Origin of the sequence: Glaciecola punicea (assembly GCF_001756615.1) — a bacterium.
GTDB classification, from domain to species: domain Bacteria; phylum Pseudomonadota; class Gammaproteobacteria; order Enterobacterales; family Alteromonadaceae; genus Glaciecola; species Glaciecola punicea.
Genome location: NZ_LZXY01000013.1, coordinates 60719 through 79550, shown reverse-complemented (window position 1 = coordinate 79550; position 18832 = coordinate 60719). Strand labels below are relative to the sequence as shown.

15 protein-coding genes and 1 tRNA gene are annotated in these 18832 nt (G+C 45.8%); 9 read left to right on the top strand and 7 right to left on the bottom strand.

From position 1 onward, the window contains the following. Positions 1-56: 56 nt before the first annotated feature. A complete protein-coding gene (locus BAE46_RS13135) occupies positions 57-1463 on the bottom strand; it encodes an alkaline phosphatase (RefSeq protein WP_070113145.1) in 1407 nt (468 codons plus the stop codon). A 320-nt stretch (positions 1464-1783) separates the two neighbouring features. Between BAE46_RS13135 and BAE46_RS13130 the strand changes: the two genes are divergently transcribed. From BAE46_RS13130 to leuD, 5 genes are all read left to right on the top strand, one after another. Continuing rightward, complete coding sequence (locus BAE46_RS13130) at positions 1784-2728, top strand: LysR family transcriptional regulator (RefSeq protein ID WP_006002569.1); 945 nt, start codon at positions 1784-1786, stop codon at positions 2726-2728. Between the two features lie 292 nt (positions 2729-3020). Then, the gene (gene leuA / locus BAE46_RS13125) at positions 3021-4574 is read left to right on the top strand and encodes a 2-isopropylmalate synthase (protein WP_006002568.1); all 1554 of its coding nucleotides are present in this window, start codon (positions 3021-3023) and stop codon (positions 4572-4574) included. Further along, positions 4575-5660 (top strand): 3-isopropylmalate dehydrogenase, encoded by a 1086-nt coding sequence (gene leuB, locus BAE46_RS13120; RefSeq protein WP_070113143.1) that lies wholly within the window; start codon positions 4575-4577, stop codon positions 5658-5660. Between the two features lie 10 nt (positions 5661-5670). After that, positions 5671-7086: a 3-isopropylmalate dehydratase large subunit gene (leuC, locus tag BAE46_RS13115; protein ID WP_006002563.1), complete on the top strand. Its 1416-nt coding sequence runs from the start codon at positions 5671-5673 to the stop codon at positions 7084-7086. After that, the gene (gene leuD, locus BAE46_RS13110; RefSeq protein ID WP_070113141.1) at positions 7086-7685 is read left to right on the top strand and encodes a 3-isopropylmalate dehydratase small subunit; all 600 of its coding nucleotides are present in this window, start codon (positions 7086-7088) and stop codon (positions 7683-7685) included. Before leuC ends, leuD begins: the two co-directional genes overlap by 1 nt. Positions 7686-7791: 106 nt before the next feature. On the opposite strand, the gene BAE46_RS13105 is transcribed toward leuD, so the two are convergent. Continuing rightward, entirely contained in the window at positions 7792-9195 is a 1404-nt protein-coding gene (locus BAE46_RS13105) for a general secretion pathway protein GspB (RefSeq protein ID WP_070113139.1), read from the bottom strand. After that, complete coding sequence (locus BAE46_RS13100) at positions 9188-10111, bottom strand: ExeA family protein (RefSeq protein ID WP_040519958.1); 924 nt, start codon at positions 10109-10111, stop codon at positions 9188-9190. Before BAE46_RS13100 ends, BAE46_RS13105 begins: the two co-directional genes overlap by 8 nt. Positions 10112-10401: 290 nt before the next feature. Here BAE46_RS13100 and srmB point away from each other — a divergent pair, with 290 nt between their 5' ends. Genes srmB through hemW form a run of 3 tightly spaced genes read left to right on the top strand, consistent with a single transcriptional unit; the run spans position 10402 to position 13437 of the window. Then, positions 10402-11667: an ATP-dependent RNA helicase SrmB gene (gene srmB / locus BAE46_RS13095; protein ID WP_006002554.1), complete on the top strand. Its 1266-nt coding sequence runs from the start codon at positions 10402-10404 to the stop codon at positions 11665-11667. A 5-nt stretch (positions 11668-11672) separates the two neighbouring features. Next, entirely contained in the window at positions 11673-12278 is a 606-nt protein-coding gene (gene rdgB, locus BAE46_RS13090; protein ID WP_070113136.1) for an RdgB/HAM1 family non-canonical purine NTP pyrophosphatase, read from the top strand. Positions 12279-12288: 10 nt separating this feature from the next. After that, complete coding sequence (hemW, locus tag BAE46_RS13085; protein ID WP_006002551.1) at positions 12289-13437, top strand: radical SAM family heme chaperone HemW; 1149 nt, start codon at positions 12289-12291, stop codon at positions 13435-13437. 102 nt (positions 13438-13539) lie between these two features. Here the strand turns inward: hemW and BAE46_RS13080 are convergent, their stop codons facing one another. Further along, positions 13540-14253, bottom strand: coding sequence for an LrgB family protein (locus BAE46_RS13080; RefSeq protein WP_070113134.1), 714 nt, complete (start codon positions 14251-14253; stop codon positions 13540-13542). Between the two features lies 1 nt (position 14254). Continuing rightward, on the bottom strand, positions 14255-14635 hold the full coding sequence (locus BAE46_RS13075; protein WP_070113132.1) for a CidA/LrgA family protein: 381 nt from the start codon (positions 14633-14635) through the stop codon (positions 14255-14257). A gap of 429 nt (positions 14636-15064) precedes the next feature. Here BAE46_RS13075 and BAE46_RS13070 point away from each other — a divergent pair. Then, positions 15065-15141, top strand: a tRNA-Ile gene (locus tag BAE46_RS13070). 29 nt (positions 15142-15170) lie between these two features. Here the strand turns inward: BAE46_RS13070 and BAE46_RS14860 are convergent. Together BAE46_RS14860 and BAE46_RS13065 are read right to left on the bottom strand one after the other, a co-directional pair. Beyond that, positions 15171-15326 carry a hypothetical protein gene (locus tag BAE46_RS14860; protein WP_006002548.1) on the bottom strand — a complete coding sequence of 52 codons (156 nt, stop codon included), beginning with the start codon at positions 15324-15326 and terminating at the stop codon, positions 15171-15173. 350 nt (positions 15327-15676) lie between these two features. Further along, entirely contained in the window at positions 15677-18787 is a 3111-nt protein-coding gene (locus BAE46_RS13065) for an efflux RND transporter permease subunit (RefSeq protein WP_070113130.1), read from the bottom strand. Positions 18788-18832 lie beyond the last annotated feature (45 nt).

Below are 18832 nucleotides of genomic sequence, written 5' to 3'. Positions count from 1 at the left end.
TTTGAAGCAGGCGTTTTTGGTTTAAAAAGTAACTATGTCCTTATTGCAGAAAGCCCTCATTTTTTATGCGCTTGGTCAAGCAGCGTAAATATCTTTTCAGCAACATCAGTGTTGTTCTGATTACCCGCAAAGACCTGTGCGCTTGGGCCAAACGCAAACATATCCACGTCTACCGCGGTATGGCCACTGGTTGTCCAGCCGGTGTTTGTGCGCGTATTTATGATATCTTTTAAGATAGCTTGAACCGCACGCGGGTTCATATCAGCATTAATTACGTCAAGGCTATCAATCTCTTGTTGATTAAGTGCAAAGCCAAACATGTCTGATACATACTGTCCTTTATCTGTTTCGGTGAGCATATTGGCGGCAATAGTGGGTACAGACTTTTTGAAATTTTGTATGTAAGACGCATCCCATCGATAATCGCTTACTGCACCAATGGTGAGCCCGCCCGTGCTGTGATCAGCCGTTAATATCACCAATGTATCGGGATGTGCTTCAACGTAATCAACCAAGTATTCCATGGTTTTAGCCAAATCATGCATTTCAGCCATCGCAGAGGCGATGTCGTTACCGTGGCCAGCCCAATCAACCTGACTTGCTTCAAGTAACAAAAAATAACCCGAGTCTTGAGTATCCGCGGCTAAATATGGCACTATTGCCTTAGTCAATGTGTGCAAACGCGTCGGATCAATGTCGTCTAATGCCCACGGCAGACTGCCGTCCCCAAACAAGCCTAAAACTGGGACACTGGGGTCAATACTGGATAATTGATCATAACTATCAATATATTGATAACCGTCGGCTTGAAACAACTCTACTAAGTTTCTGTCTTCGCGAATAAAGTGGCCCCAGCCAGCGCCTAGCATAATGTCGGCTAAATGTTCGCCGTTAATTCGGTCGTCATAGAAACTGTCGGCTATTTGCGCGTAATTGCCGCGGGCTTCGTTTGCGACCATATACGACGCGGGAGTAGCGTGCACTATATGACTGGTCACCGCTAAGCCAGTTTTTAAGCCTAATTTATGCGCGCGATGCAACACAGTTTCGAGGGGCTGTTTGTCTACACCCATACCTACGGCGCCATTGTAGCTCTTCACGCCAGTTGACATGGCGGTTGCACTGGCTGCTGAGTCAGTTACTACGCCCGACTGCTGATGCGGATAGGTACGCACCGTGCCGACTAAAATACCGTCGAAAACAGTAGTTTCAACAGCTTCTGTATCAGGGTTATCCATAAAGTAGCGATAGGCTGACACGTAAGCAGGGCCCATACCGTCGGCAATCACCATGATAATATTTTTAGGCGCAGCCGCAGATTGCTGCGCGCTGACGTTTGCGGCATCTTTTTGCTTGGTGGCTGCGTTCACATCGTCAGCGACCGGCGCACAGCTTGCTACGGACAAAATAGAAACGGTAGCAATTGCTATCCTACTCAGTGCAGTCAAATAGGGTGTTGTCATAAAAGCTCCAGGTATGACGATTCGTTTAATCATCAAGTTATTGAATGTAGGTTAGCATTTGAAGGAGTATACAGTATAAATTGAAGCAACTTACAGTACGCGTTGTAAATTTTATGTGAATGTATAATATCGACATTTTCTAGACTAAATTTGTAGATTTATTTACACTTCAGCATGCTAAACAGGCGCTTGAGTTAATTTGACGCCTCTTTTTTTTCAGTTAAGGAGCTGTTTTATATTTAAGCGCTTCCCTTGTGCGATGTTTTGTTTTAGCGTTGCGTTTAGGAAAAAGTAGAGTTTAACAAAAGGATGTCATTGATTTGAACCTAGCAAAGGTAGATTTAAACTTACTGGTATATTTCGATGTGTTATTGCGCGAAGGCAGCGTTACCAAAGCCGCAAATCAGCTCAGTATCACCCAGCCCGCCATGAGCAATAGCTTAAAGCGCTTGCGTGATTTATTCAAAGACCCGCTGCTAGTTAGAACGAGCGCCGGAATGACCCCCACTAAAAGAGCATTAGAGCTACAGCCAATAGTGCGCAAAGTGTTAAGTGAACTAGAATCGAGCATTCAGCCAGATGTCGAATTTGATCCAAGTGCTAGCAGGCGAACCTTTAGAATAATGACCAGTGACTATGCTGAATCCACAATATTACTGGGCTTATTAAGCAAACTGGCTATTTTCGCCCCCAACATCACCCTTGATCTAATTACCCCAAGCGATGTGACCTTCCACGATGTTGAGCACGGTAAAGTCGACATGGCCATTAATCGCTTCGATGAGCTTCCGTCTTCTTTTCATCAAAAAATTATTTGGCTCGACAGTTTTTCATGCGTAATGAATAGCCAACACCCTAAAGCCAATCAGTTCAGCCTCGGTGACTATCTTAGTAGCCAGCATGTATGGGTAAGCAAAACAGGTTTTGGCGTGGGCGTGGGCATAGACCCCAACGAGGTGCAAAAATTAGGCTGGGTTGATGAAGCATTATCGAAAATTGGTAAGCAAAGAGATATCAGAGTATTTACCCGGCATTATCATGCCGCCTTGCAAATCGCTAGAACACAAAACTTAGTGGTAACCTTGCCTAGTAAAGTCGCAAAAATCTTTGAAAATGATCCTGCGGTAAAAGTGTTACCGCCGCCTTTTGATATTCCACCCTTTGCCCTTAAAATGGCGTGGAGTGCGCTGCTGCATCACGACGCAGGCCATATATGGCTGCGAAAATTAATTGGTGACGTTGCCAATGAGATGACAAGCGGATAGATGCCTCCTGTAAACTTCAGATGATATACGCTTTTCGGTTGACGGATATTCTAAACAAGGTTACATTCTGATTACTAACATTGCTGGAGAATCAACATGACGCCACAAAATTTTCATCTTTTGCACGTACAGCCAAGTGTTATTCTGCTACTCTTATTACTGGGGCCAAAAACGCACGGGTAATGTTTATATATATTTTCTAAACCCGTGTAATGCACGGGTTTTTTTATGTCTTTTTTTATTAGCGTCAATGCATAATTAGGCTGTTAATAAGCGGCCAATAGGGGTAATAATGAACAATCAAGTCATCATTTTCGACACCAGTCTACGCGACGGCGAACAAGCACTGCCGGCCAGTCTTAATGTACGCGAAAAACTTCAGATAGCCCTCATGCTGGAACGCCTAGGCGTGGACGTTATTGAGGCAGGTTTTCCAGTATCGTCACCGGGCGATTTCAAGTCGGTTCAACTGATCGCAAAAGAAATTAAAAATGCGCGTGTGTGCGGTCTATCACGGGCCTTAGCCAAAGACATAGACGCATGCGGCGAAGCACTTGGCGTTGCCGAAGCGTTCAGAATTCATACCTTTATAGCCACCTCCGATATTCACGTAAATACCAAGCTGCGTAAGTCACAAGACGAAGTCGTTGAGATGGCGATAAAGGCCATTAAACACGCCAGCAAATACACCGATGACATAGAGTTTTCCTGTGAAGATGCGGGGCGAACCCACATAGATTATTTGTGCAGAATGGTTGAGGCGGCCATTACAGCGGGCGCAACCACCGTTAATATTCCCGATACCGTGGGCTATACCATACCGTCTGAGTTTGGTAGCATTATAAGTAGTTTGTTTAACCGAGTGCCCAACATAGACAAAGCCATTATTTCGGTCCACTGTCACAATGATTTAGGCTTAGCAGTGGCCAACTCTTTAACGGCGGTAGAACATGGCGCCAGACAAATTGAATGCACTATAAATGGTATTGGTGAACGCGCCGGCAATTGCTCATTAGAAGAAATTGTGATGACGCTTAAAACGCGCTACCAAAAATTAGGCCTTAACACCAATATTAACACGCAAGAAATTCACAGAGCCTCGAAATTAGTCAGCCAGTTATGCAGCATGCCGGTGCAGGCAAACAAAGCAATTGTAGGGGCCAACGCCTTTAGTCACTCATCAGGCATTCACCAAGACGGCGTGTTAAAAGGGCAAAACACTTATGAAATAATGACACCTGAAAGCGTGGGCATAAACAAGAATGTGCTTAATTTGACCTCACGCTCTGGTCGTCACGTTATTAAACACCGACTAGGTGAGCTTGGCTATGGCCCAGATGAATACGATCTGGATAACATATACGAATCATTTGTGCGCCTTGCCGACAAAAAAGGCCAAGTATTTGACTATGACTTAGAGGCGCTACTGTTTTTCGACCAGCAAAAACATGAGCACGCGCATTATAAATTGAACTACCTGCATGCAAGCTCGGGCCACAATATTGTGCCAACTGCCACCGTCACTATACTGGCTGGTGAACATGAGATTACCCAAGCGGCCACCGGCAATGGCCCGGTTGATGCAGCATTTAATGCCATTATAAAAGCCATTGATGGGCACAGCTTAGAGATTGTTGACTTTAAACTTGATTCAAAAGGCGAAGGCGCCGACGCTCTCGCTCAAGTGAGCGTTATAGTAGAATACAACGGCCGTCGCTTTAATGGCATCGGCTTAGCCACCGACATTGTTGAGGCTGGCGTTAAGTCACTTATATTCGTGTTAAACAACACATATTTGGCCGATCAGATTGATCAACAAAAACAACATAAAATAGTAGGAGTTTAAATGACAAGCTTTACAATTGCGGTGCTTGCGGGTGACGGTATCGGCCCTGAAGTGATGCACCAAGCACGCAGGGTGTTAGACGTAGTAGGGAAAAAACATAATTTCACCTTGAACTGCCAAGAGCGCGCGGTAGGCGGCTACGCTATTAACACGCAAGGTGAAGCCCTGCCCGCTGCCACACTTAGCGCCTGTGAGAACGCTGACGCTATTTTGTTTGGTTCTATTGGTGGCCCCAAATGGGATAATCTTCCCTTAGAAGAGCGCCCTGAGCGCGCTGCCCTACTCACCCTACGAAGCCACTTCGACTTATTTAGTAACCTACGACCTGCCAAAATTTACCCAAGCCTAGTCCATCTTTCGCCGCTTCGCGCCGACATAGCCCAAAATAATGTTGATATATTAGTCATACGCGAACTTACCTCGGGCATTTACTTTGGTCAACCCAAGGGCAGACAAGGCGAAGGCGAACAAACTAACGCATTTGATACCATGCGCTATTCAAAAGCCGAAATACGCCGCATTGCGATATCGGCGTTTGAAGCCGCAACAAAGCGTAAAAACAAAGTAACCTCGGTTGATAAAGCCAATGTGTTGGCTACCAGCCGTTTATGGCGTGAAGTGGTTGAAGAGGTTGCAGCTGACTATCCAAGCGTAAGCCTTGAACATATTTATATAGACAACGCAACCATGCAGCTAGTGGCTAACCCCGGTCAATTTGACGTAATGCTGTGTTCTAATTTATTTGGCGACATAATTTCTGACGAGTGCGCTATGATCACCGGCTCTATGGGTTTATTACCTTCGGCCAGTCTCAACCAAGACGGTTTTGGGATGTTTGAGCCCGCAGGCGGCTCAGCCCCCGATATCGCTGGCAAAGGCATTGCCAACCCGGTTGCACAGATACTCTCAGGCGCCATGATGCTTCGCTACAGCCTAGGCCTTGAAACCGCCGCCGATGATATTGAGCGCGCTGTACTTAAAACCTTAAGCGACGGCATTTTAACGGCAGAGTTGCTGTCGCCCCAAAACAAACATAGCGCAAAATCCACGAGTGAAGTAGGTGACTATATTATTAGTCAGCTTTAAGGAGCCCAACATGACATCAACGACACCCTCTACGCTGTATGAAAAAGTCCTAAATGCACATATTGTAGAAGATTTGGGAGAGGATTTATTACTTTATATTGACCGCCATTTAATTCATGAGGTTACCACCCCACAGGCATTTGCCGGACTGGCTGAAAAAGGCCGCAGCGTGCGTCGTCCTGACCTTACCTTTGGGACCATGGATCATAGTATTTCAACGCGTTCATTAGCGCTTGATGCTTGCGGTCCTCAAAATGCGCTACAGCTAAATACTTTGGCCGCAAATTGTGCACAGCACAATATTCAGCTTTACCCTGTGGGTCACAAAAATCAAGGCATTGTGCATGTAATAGGGCCGCAACTGGGACTTATTCATCCGGGCATGACCGTTGTATGCGGCGACTCGCATACCGCCACGCACGGCGCGTTTGGTGCTCTGGCCTTTGGCATAGGCACCTCGCAGGTTGAGCATGTGTTGGCCAGTCAAACACTTAAGCAATCGCGCGGTAAAAGCATGCTTATAAACGTGAATGGTAAACTGGGGCTTGGCGTCACCGCAAAAGATATTATTTTGGCCATTATTGGTAAAATTGGCCACGCCGGTGCCACCGGTCATGTGATTGAATACGCCGGCCAAGCCATTCGCGACCTGTCGATGGAACAGCGCATGACCGTGTGTAATATGAGTATTGAAGCGGGGGCAAAAGCCGGTCTTATTGCGCCTGACGATAAAACCATAGAATACATTAGAGGCCGCGAATTTGCGCCAAGTGAGGCACATTGGGACGACGCCGTGTGCTATTGGAAAAGCTTATACACCGACCAAGATGCCCAATTTGACAGTGTGGTAGAGCTAGACGCCGCAGACATTGAGCCGCAAGTCACGTGGGGAACCAATCCGGGACAGGTAGTGGGCATAAAGCAACACGTCCCACAACCCGATAGCTATAGCGACGCTGTGGTTAAAGAGTCAGCCAACAAAGCCTTAAAATATATGGGTCTTGAAGCAGGCCAAGCCATAAGCGATATTAGTATTTCGCATGTGTTTATTGGCTCATGCACTAACAGCCGCATAGAAGATTTACGCGCTGCGGCCAAAATAGCGGCTTTAGGCAAAGTTGCAAAAGGCGTAACGGCCATTGTGGTACCAGGCTCGGTCCAGGTAAAAGAGCAGGCTGAAACTGAACAGCTCGATGTAATATTCAAACAAAGCGGCTTTGAATGGCGCCTACCTGGGTGCTCAATGTGTTTGGGCATGAACGACGATATATTGCAGCCGGGTGATCGCTGCGCTTCAACCAGCAATCGAAATTTTGAAGGCCGACAAGGTCGTGGAGGGCGCACGCATTTAGTTAGCCCTGAAATGGCAGCCGCAGCGGCTATTACGGGTAAATTTACCGACGTACGCACTATGGGAGAACACTAATGACGGGTATTAATATAATCACCGGCACAGTTGCCCCGCTAGATCAGGCTAATATAGACACCGATCAAATTATTCCTAAGCAGTTTTTAACCGGGATAACGCGCACTGGCTACGGGGTTAATTTGTTTCATGATTGGCGCTATCAAAACGGTGATAAAGATCAGGTTGACCCTGACTTTTCACTTAATCAGCCCGAGTATAAAGGCGCGTCTATACTGCTAACGCGGGAGAATTTTGGCTGTGGTTCAAGCCGAGAACACGCACCGTGGGCGCTAGCCGACTTTGGCTTTAACTGCATTATTGCCAACAGCTTTGCCGACATATTTTATGGTAACAGTATCAACAACCAGCTGTTGGTGCTTACCTTACCAAACGTTGAGCTAGATCAGTTGTTTACAAAGGTAGCCAACAATCCTAAGGTTGTTATTACGGTGACATTGACCGCGCAAAGCGTTAAATGTGAAGAGCTTGAGTTTTTATTTGATATTGCAAGTCATCATAAAACTAATTTGCTTAAAGGGCTTGACGCGATTGGGCAAACGCTTGAGCACGACGCTCAAATTACGCAGTTTGAAAAAGCAAGACGCAGTTGGCTTTAGATTACCCAAGTGCGGGATTTAGCATTGTGGGGCAATTGCTACAATACTAAACCCGCTTGTGCCAGATACGGCAACGCTAAACATGGTAATTGCCAGAACGGCGGTGCTACCAGTCTGACAAAGCGTTCATAGTGAACTCATCACCCTTGTATTCCAACACGACTTTTTCAGACTCAATTCGTTTTAACACCACATTATTCGCAATAATATCTCCCTCACTTAAACGTTGACTGTTAACTCTAACCCATCTGTCACGAGGATTTGAGGCATACATATGCGCACTAAAACTCATCGCTGGCATTTGCGTTAACACAGCCGGCGGCAGCTGATCTATGCGCGGCAAGGCGTTTAGGTCGGTAACTTTCAGTATCTCTTGAGACCACATGCCTTCTTGGCTGTCAATGTCTTGGGCGGCGGCTTGAATGCGCCGTAATAAGGTAGGATTGAGCCGTTCATTTGACGACTCGTTAGATGCGCTGCTGTCATTATCAGCTGCTCTATTTACGCGAGTTTGTGCACCGCGTTGACTCATGCTGTTGGTGTTGATGTCATCTTCGCTGCCGCTTTGATAGCCAAGCACCTGTTGTCCTTCTTCAAGCTCGACGCCGTTTATTGTTTCAATTGTAAAAGGCTGCGCTGATTGACCTATATCGTTGTTAGCTATATCGTTGTTAGCTATGCCTCGTTCAACAGACGGTTTTGCTGCATTAACGCTGTCTTGTAGACTATATAGGCCTGCGTTTGCTGTTTGCTCTGAGCTAGTCGACAACGTTACATTTGGTAGATTTTGCGTTTGCGTATTCACATCCATGCCGCTATTGGTACTTTTTTCATTAGGTGAGCTGTCGCTGCTAGGCTCATCTTGGCGGTCCAAGCTTTGGCCTGATATTGCTGATGTATTAGTAATTGGCGCTACGTTCGCGACTGTGGCGACTATGGCTACAACGCCGCTATCGCTATTTGTGGTATCTATGGATGATACCTCAGTTGAATCTTTTGCATAAAGCATACCCGATATTACGGTCGTGGTGGCGCTGCCGATAGCAAAACCGCATAAAATAAACATCAGCAGTAAAGTGTAGGGCTTACCGTACAGCATCCATTTAGATGGCATTTGATCTACGGCAGGCAAGAATAAAGAGCGATGAAACTGCTGTGAAGGCTGCCGGTCAACATCGGCAATTTGTCGATTTGAGGCAACAAGACGCTGAGTGGCCGTAGCTCTTCGCACCGGTACATCGTTTGTGCTAGTGCTATCTGTGTTGCTAGTATTGGGCTTGGTAGTAAGCGCGCTTGGGCCTTGAGCGTCTTCGTCATCTTCAAGCTCTACGTGCAAACTTTGATTGATGTCTACTTCTACCACACTAACGCCCATTTCGCTGAGCCCGCGGATCATATCTGCAGAGCGTATAAAGCCCACTTTACGTATTTTGGCTGGACCATGCTGCTCAATGACTTGCGTCACCATCATGCCGGGAATCAGCTCACTAACTTTTAGCTGCTTAAGCATACAGCCCTCCATAAATAGCACCGGTGAGTAAACCTAGGATAAGTGCCAGCAAAAACCAGCGAATATAGAGCGGTTTGAAGCGCGATTGCTGGCGCTGCAAAACAATGTCTTCGCCTAACACTTGAAAACTAGACGAGACCATAATTTGATGGTCAACAAAAGGTTTTTGTAAGGAATAGCCTAAACTTAAGGCGCGGTCACACAGCAGATTGATAACGCGGGGAATGCCGCCGCTTATAGTGAAAAGCTCAACAAGTGCGGCTTTTGTGAAGCAGGCGCTTAAACCACCGGCAACCGACCAGCGATGCTCTACATATTGGCCTACTTCAACTTGTGTTAAGGGCAATAAATGATACCTTGCCGTTACGCGTTGGGCAAGCTGACGAAGTTCGTTTCGTCTGAGCAGTTGCTGTAGTTCAGGCTGCCCAATGAGCACCACTTTAAGCAGCTTTTCGCGATTGGTTTCTAAATTTGTCAGCAAGCGCAGTTGTTCAAGCACTTCGGGCAATAGATGCTGCGCTTCATCAATCAACAGCACCGTGTTTACGCCGTTTTCATGATTACTGGCGAGCTTGGCTAATATGCGGTCGGTGAATACTTTCAAAGACGCGCTGTTTTGATCATAGTTTACCCCCAACTCGTCACACACCGTTGCCAGTAGCTCAAGCGCCGACAAGGTAGGATTGAGTATTACCGCCATTTGGGTGTCTTTGCCGAGCTCTTGCATGAGTTTGCGCGACACTGTCGTTTTGCCCGTGCCGACCTCACCGGTGAGCATAACAAAGCCGCCCGACTCCGTTAACCCAAAATTTAAATGCGCTAGCGCTTGTTTATGGCGAGTACTCATAAATAAATAGTCGGGGTTAGGCGCTATTGAAAAGGGATTATCGTTTAAGCCATAATAATTTAAGTACAAGGGTATATTCTTTTCGTTATTGTTGTATGCGTACTCTTGCGATCGTAAAAAAGCAGCGTAATGCACATGACTGAATAGCGTTAAATTAGCATGTTTACAGTGAAGGGTAAATTTGAGATTAGCATTTGCCACAATTAAGACACCGCTAATTAACAATAGGCTAAAAACTTCATCATAATTTGTATATTGGCATTATTAAAAATCGCATAAATAAGGTAAACTTGCGCGAAACGACGTTAAAAAAACGCTATATTTTTACGTATATTATATTTTACTAAAGGCCATCACCATTGAGCAGCTTCTACGCCCTAGAACTTAACGACGAATTAGTCAGTGCAGTTAACGACTTGGGATTTACAAAACCCACCTCTATTCAAGCATCGGTGATACCCGACGCAATGGACGGCGCCGATATTCTTGCCTGTGCGCCTACCGGAACTGGCAAAACAGCTGCTTTTATACTGCCTATTTGCCAATTTTTACTCGACTATCCAAATAAATACAGTAGCTCAGCTCGTTCACTGATATTGGTGCCCACGCGCGAACTTGCTTATCAAGTAGCCGAACACGCCGAGCTTTTGTGTAAAAACACCGATTTAGTGGTGGGCGTTATTACCGGCGGCATAAACTACGGTACCGATCGCGAGACATTATCCAACAGGCTCGATATTTTAGTCGCCACCCCTGGGCGTTTATTAGAGCACATTCAATCTGAAAGCTTCGACTGCCGTGAAATAGAATCATTAGTGTTAGATGAAGCTGACCGCATGCTCGACATGGGCTTTGGCGCAGTGGTGAATCAAATTTGTGAAGAAGCAAGATGGCGTAAACAAACCATGTTGTTTTCGGCCACCTTAGAAGGCCGCGGCGTGCGCAACTTTGCGCGCGACATTTTGCAAAATCCTATCGAACACAACGCTTCGCCTTCGCGCAAAGAAAAAGCAAAGACCTTGCAGTGGTATCATTTATGCGACGACCCTAAACACAAAGACGCGCTGCTTGATTACCATTTAGCCAACACGGTCGAGTCGTGCATTGTGTTTGTGAAAACGCGCGAACGCCTGCATAAAATGAAAGACCGCTTATTCTCCAAAGACTTTAATGTGGCCTACTTACAGGGCGATATGCCCCAAGACAAACGCATGGCGGCGTTAAGCAGTTTTAAAAACGGTGACGTAAAAATACTGATTGCGACCGACGTGGCCGCGCGCGGCTTAGACGTGCCCGATGTGTCACATGTTATTAATTACGACATGCCACGAGGCGCAGACGTGTACCTTCATCGCATAGGCCGCACCGGCAGAGCAGGCGCAAAAGGCGTGGCAATATCGCTCATTGAAGCGCATGACTTTATGTGGGTTGGCAAAGTTGCACGCTATACCCAAGACGCTTTTAAAGCGCGTGTTGTAGACGAATTGAAGCCTAAGAACAAGCCGCCTGTACTGCGCAAAGTGAAGAAAACAAAAACCAAGAAGGCCAGTAAGCTAAGCGCGGCGCGCAAAAAAATATCGAATAAAAAACGTAAAGGCGCCCGCCCTGCGTCACCTAAAGAGTAGGATAAGTGATGGATAAAATAGTATTAGCCACCGGCAACAAAGGCAAGGTGGCGGAATTTTCTCATCTGTTTACCCAATATAATATAGACGTAGCACCCCAGTCTGATTTCAATGTACCCGACGTACCCGAAACCGGCACTACCTTTGTTGAAAATGCCATTATTAAAGCTCGTCATGCGGCTAAACTCACAGGCTTACCCGCCATTGCCGACGACAGCGGCCTAGTAGTAGATGCCTTAAACGGCGCGCCCGGGATATATTCAGCAAGGTATGGCGCAATAAACGCACAAACTAAGCCAAGCGATAGCGACAACTGCACAAAGTTACTCGCTGAGCTTAACGGCAAGCATAACCGTCAAGCAAAGTTTTTGTGCGTACTGGTGTTTATGCGCCACGCAAACGACCCGACGCCCATAATTTGCCAAGGTGAATGGGAAGGTGAAATAGCCACTTCGGCCTCTGGCGAAGGTGGTTTTGGCTACGATCCACTATTTTATGTGCCTAGCCTAGCGCAAACTGCGGCAATGCTGTCTAAGCATGAAAAGAGCGACATAAGCCATCGCGCAAAGGCCTTAAAAGAGTTAATGCACAAACTTCAAACCCTTATTTAAGTCATAATTTATGAGCATAGCCCTTGCCCTATATATTCATATTCCTTGGTGTGTACAAACCTGCCCCTACTGCGATTTTAATTCACATCAGTTAAAAGGCGGCATACCTGAGGACGAATATATTGCGAATTTACTGGCCGACTTAGATCAAGATATTCCGCTTATTACCCACAATGGGAATATTCGGCCAATAAGCAGCATTTTTATTGGTGGCGGTACACCAAGCTTATTGAGCGTTACAGCAATGAGCAAATTATTACACGGCGTAAAACAGCGACTGCCCATCAATGAAAATGCAGAAATTAGCATGGAAGCCAACCCTGGCACCGCTGAAGCCGCCAAGTTTTTAGGCTTTACCCAAGCCGGTATTAATCGTATGTCTATTGGTGTGCAAAGCTTCGAACAAAAGCACTTAAGCGCCCTTGGTAGAATTCACGATGCCCAGCACTCCCAGAATGCTCTTACATTCGCACGAGAATTACCGCTTAGGTCTTTCAACGCCGACATAATGCACGGATTACCCGAACAAAGTTTGCAAAATGCGCTTGACGATCTTACCCAAGCCATTGCGCACAAACCGCCACATTTGTCGTGGTATCAGCTGACCATAGAACCGAATACGCGGTTTCATTCAAAACCACCTGTGTTGCCTGACGAGGACTTACTGTGGGAAATTCAACTACACGGGCAGGCGCTGCTGCAATCTAAGGGCTATGAACAATATGAAGTCTCAGCCTACGGACAAAACGGTCATCGCTGCGAACAAAACCTTAATTATTGGCGCTTTAGTGACTATTTGGGCATTGGCTGTGGGGCGCATGGAAAGATTACCAACTTAAGCGACTTTTCAATAAGCCGCACTGAAAAAGTTAAGCATCCTAAAGGGTATATGAACTTAACCAAGCCCTATATGCATAAACACATAGCAGTAAATGACAACGAGCTTGCGTTTGAGTTTTTCATGAACAGATTTAGGCTGCTTGAAGCCTGTCCAAAAGACGCTTTTTTGCAGCACACCGGGCGTTCACTTAATGCCGGTGAGCAGAACATTATCAAAAAGCTCGTTCAAAAAGGGCTACTTGAAGAGTCTGTAAACACATGGCAGGTGTCAGACTTGGGCCGGCGCTATTTAAACACTGTGCTCGAAGAGTTTGTGTAAGATAAAAAATCAAGCCAGGTGGATTTTACAATACTGTTCTATCGGCAAACTCAGCGGCGACTTTAGGCTGTAAGTAGTCACAAAATGGTGTTTACAAAGGACTTACCCAAATAAAATAGGCAATATTAACGATGTGGCAATACCGTTCACACACAGTGCTAGGGTAGCAAAAGCGGTACACTGCTCACCAATTGAAATAGCCCATGCGGTGCCAATGGCGTGAGAAACAGCGCCTAGGGCAGTCCCTTGAGCGGCTTGGTTATTCACGCCTATTAAGGCAAATAACGCAGGACCACAAATAGCACCCACTATACCCGTGCTAATCACGAACACCGCGGCTAATGCCGGTATACCGCCTATAGCGCCTGCGGCGTCCATTGCCAAGGGTGTAGTAATAGATTTAACCAGCACCGTCATTTGTAAATTAAGCGGCGTATTGAGCAAATATAAGCATGTCCATGATAAAACCGGTGCTAGTGCGCCGCCCACACATATAGGCACTAATACACGCCAGTTCATTTTGACCAACAGCCTAAGCTGTCGGTATAAGGGCACAGCGAGTGCAACCGTCGCGGGTCCTAGCAAAGCGGACAATAATTGCGTGTATTCTTGATATTCAGACACACTAGTGTGCGTAAGTGACTGCAGCAAAATAATAAGTAAGGTGGCGACAATGAGCGGATGCAAAGCAGGCTGTATGAAGCGTAAAGGCTTAGAGGCTCTATGCAAATGCAGCGCACCAAAATAAATAACAATGGTAAGCGCGAGCCACAGTATAGTGGCGAGGTAATTAATGTTTGGCAGCAACGCTAACATATTAAGGCGCCTTATTAGGCGGTTGAGCGGTGTTTACATCTTTTGGTGTTAACATATGCATTAGGCGCTGGCTCAACCAAGCGGTGATGGCTAAACTTAGCAATGTTGACACCACAATAGACAAAAATAAAGCCAAGGGATACGCCAATATCAGGTCAATATAGTTAACGATAGCCACTATGGCGGGAATAAAAAATAATGACATATTGCCAAGCAAGGGGTCGGCCGCTTTTGAGATGGCGATTGGCACGCGCATAAGCAACAACAAAGCAAAAAATAGAGCGGCAATGCCGACTAAAGCCGGTGCAATGGTAATATTAAACTGAAGCAGCACGGACTTGCCGCCGAAAAATAAAGCGCTTAAGCAAAAAAGGCCAATCAAAAATTGGCCTAGCGTTTTAAAAAACCGACGTTTAGAAGGTACATTCTTGGTGTGTGGTGATGAAATAATTCGTTCCTTGTTTAGAGTAGTCTATTTGGTTCTTCTCTCATAAAACGTTACTATCCTATCAATAATACTGTTTTATTTGCTCGTGAGCCGCGTGATATTAAAAACAAGGCGTAAACATAGCAAATTTTCTTAGTTAGTTCACTTATATGACGGCAGATATCTGCTAAACTTTAGTCGTAGCAAGCACTTAACCATTATTTGTATAAAAAAGTGGGAATTTGGTAATGACTTTCATGTAAAAAGTATTTATACTTCGCACCGCTTTGAAGCAAGGCCTACTCGTTTATATCTATAAACATCTTGCTTCTTTAAAACCTTTTCGGTTTTGGGGCGATAAGCAAACACAAGCTTTCAAAATGTGGCCCGATAGCTCAGTTGGTTAGAGCATCCGACTCATAATCGGCAGGTCCCCTGTTCAAGTCAGGGTCGGGCCACCATTTCTAAAGAACTCAATCCGAAGCGCTTACTAACAAAAAATTAAAATTTCAATATTGGGTGCATTAATGATGAGTTGTAAGTCGGTAAAACCATCAGTGCGACTGAGACGCGCATATTTACCGCGGTGCTCAATCCGCTTTTGTTTACCGTCACTGTCTTTTTCGAAAATATTCAAAAAGCCCATATCAGTCTCCTGTTGCGATGTTTGCAGGGTATTTTAGATGATGGTGAGTATAACCAGCATAAACGCTATCGTTAATTTACCCAAAAGGTAATGATTCCATAAATGTTTGATAAAAAGTCTTTTCCCTGTTGTTCACCTGTCGATATTAAAAGCTTTATCAGTACATAAATCGTAAGTCTATTGAAGCGAAAGCTAAAACAATGAAGACTAGGCCAAAAATTGGCAAATTCAATCAAATAGTGATTTTTGAAGTATGCACCGATCTGGATAGCGCGCATTCAAATTTAAACACCAAAAAGCTAAGCCCTAAAAAGTGGCTTCTCTAAATGTGGATAGAGAAGCCAAACGCCCTAGTACGCTTTTTTCGCATAAGCAAAGCGATACAGCACGGGGAGAACAAACAGTGTCAATATCGTTGAGGAAATAATGCCACCAATCACAACGGTTGCTAGGGGCCTCTGTACTTCCGCGCCAGTTCCGACGTTCAGTGCCATTGGCACAAACCCTAAGCTCGCAACCAGCGCGGTCATCAGCACTGGCCTTAAACGAACAATTGCCCCCTCAACAATGGCGTAAACTAAATCGCCGGTTTCATCTAACTGCTGCCTAATAAACGACAACATGACTAAACCGTTGAGCACGGCAATGCCTGACAAGGCGATAAATCCGACACCTGCTGATATCGACAGTGGCATATCGCGAAGCCACAACGCAAAAATGCCGCCGGTGAGTGCAAGTGGCACGCCCGTAAAGATAATCAAAGCATCTCTTATGGACCCAAACGCAATCACCAGTAAGGTTAAAATAATAAACAGGGTAGCTGGTACCACAATAGATAAGCGCTGACTCGCACTTTCCAACTGCTCAAATGTACCACCATAGTCCAACCAATAGCCTGGTGGAAGGTTGACCTCATCACGCACTTTATCTTTGACCTCGTTAACAAAAGTACCTAAGTCACGCTCTCTCACGTTGGCCGTAATAACAATGCGCCGCTTACCATTTTCACGACTAATTTGGCTCGGCACTGAAGAATACGCAAGCTCTGCGACCTCTGACAGTGGTACGAACTCGCCATTTTTTGTGACAATAGGAATGTCACCCAGCGCATCTAAGTTTGAACGTATATTCTCGTCATACCTGACGATTAAGCCAAACCGGCGGTCGCCATTAAAAATCAAGCCAGCCTCATTACCACCTATGGCCGAGTGCAGCCATGTCTGTAAATCAGTGATATCTAAGCCATACCTTGCCAACATAATGGGTTTAGGATTAACCGTAAATATCGGCACATCATCTACCTGTTCAATACGCGCATCTGCCACCCCGTCAACTGATTGCAACACAGCCAATATGTCCTCAGCAGATGACACTAGGGTAGCTAAGTCGTCCCCAAAGAGTTTAATTCCCAAATCAGATCGCACACCACTTATGAGTTCGTTAAAACGCATTTGTATAGGTTGGGTAAACTCATAGTTATTGCCGGGTAGGGTCAAGAGGTCCTTTTCAAGCATCACCACAAAATCTTGTTTTGATAAGCTTGGGTCTGGCCAAGTACTGCGCGGTTTTAACATCACAAAGGTATCGGTCACATTGGGCGGCATAGCGTCGGTGGCAACCTCTGCGGTGCCGGTTTTTGCAAAGACGGTCTGAACCTGCTCATACTTCATGATGGTGGTTTCCAGCAGTTTTTGCATATCAACCGCTTGTTCAATGCCAGTGCCGGGAATACGCATAGCGTGAAGGGCAATATCACCCTCGTCTAACTGCGGAATAAACTCAGCGCCTAATCGGGTAGACAGCCATATACTGACAACCACTAATATAGTTGCCAGCAGCACGACTAACCATCTTAATTTTAATGCGGCCACCAACATAGGACGATATATAGATTTTGCGCCCACAATAATCGGGCTCTCTTTTTCGCTAATTTTACCGTTCATGAACATGGCAATGGCAGCCGGCACAACTGTGATAGAAAACACCATGGCAGCCAATAGCGCTATAATCACTGTAGCAGCCATAGGATGAAACATCTTGCCTTCCACGCCTGACAGGGTAAACAGCGGAATATAGACAATGGTAATGATAAGTACGCCAAACAAGCTTGGCTTTATCACCTCACTGGTGGCTTGAAACACAAGTTCTAATCTTTCTTTTAACGGCAGTACTGTGACTGTGCGTCGTTGTGCTTGTGATAGTCTTCGCATACAGTTTTCAACAATAATAACGGTACCGTCCACAATCAAGCCGAAATCTAAGGCCCCTAAACTCATCAAGTTGGCCGACACACCGGTTTGCACCATCCCCGTAATAGTCGCTAGCATAACCAGAGGGATGACAGCTGCGGTTATTAGGGCTGCACGCACATTTCCGAGTAAAAGAAACAGCACAACAATGACTAATAATGCACCTTCAACAAGATTCTTTTGTACCGTGTTAATCGCCTTGTCTACTAAGGTAGTGCGGTCATAAACAGCCTCAATTAGTACCCCTTGAGGTAAACTTGATTGGATATAAGTGACCTTTTCACCCACCGCCAATGCAACAGCACGCGAGTTTTCGCCCACTAACATCATGGCAGTTCCAAGCACAGTTTCTTGCCCCTCCCGCGTGGCTGCGCCGGTTCTTAGCTCCTTACCAATGGCAACACTGCCAATATCGTTCACCGTGATCGGCACGCCATCAATCTGCGTGACCACTACGTTGCCAATATCAGCAATACTTTTAAGTTGCGCTTGTGAGCGCACTAATATTTGTTGTCCATTACGCTCAATGAATCCTGCCCCTTGATTGGCATTATTACGCTCAAGTGCTGTCATCAAATCTTGCATACTAAGACCAAAACTGAGCATTTTTTGTGGCTTAGGATTGACATGGTATTGCTTTACATAACCGCCGATGGCATTGACTTCGGTCACACCCTTGACCAAGGCCAATTGCGGTTTTACTACCCAATCATGTATTTCTCGCAAAGCCATTGCATCATAAGGTTCACCGCTACTTTGAGTTGCGCCGTCTTGCGCGGTTAGCGTATACATGTATATTTCGCCTAAACCCGTGGCGATAGGTCCCATTTCAGGCTCAAGTCCTTGCGGTAGTTGGCTTTTAATGGCTCCTAATTTTGTATTAATCAGGTTTCTAGCAAAATAAAGGTCGGTACCTTCATCAAACACAGCGGTTACCTGACTTAAGCCATAACGCGACAATGAGCGTGTATAGCTTAAGTTGGGCAGTCCTGCTAACGCGGTTTCCACCACAAAGGTGATCCTTTGCTCGGTTTCAAGAGGCGAGTAGCCCTGTGCCTGTGTATTTATTTGTACCTGCACATTTGTGATATCAGGCACCGCATCGATGGGCAACTTTTGATAGCTCCAAAGACCCGCACCAATCACTAAAAACATCAGCAAAAGGACGATCCCTCGTCTTTCAATGGATAGTCGTAAAATAGAGTCAATCACGCATGGCTCCTCGTGGCTAAGAAAGTAAGCATCATAAAATTAAAC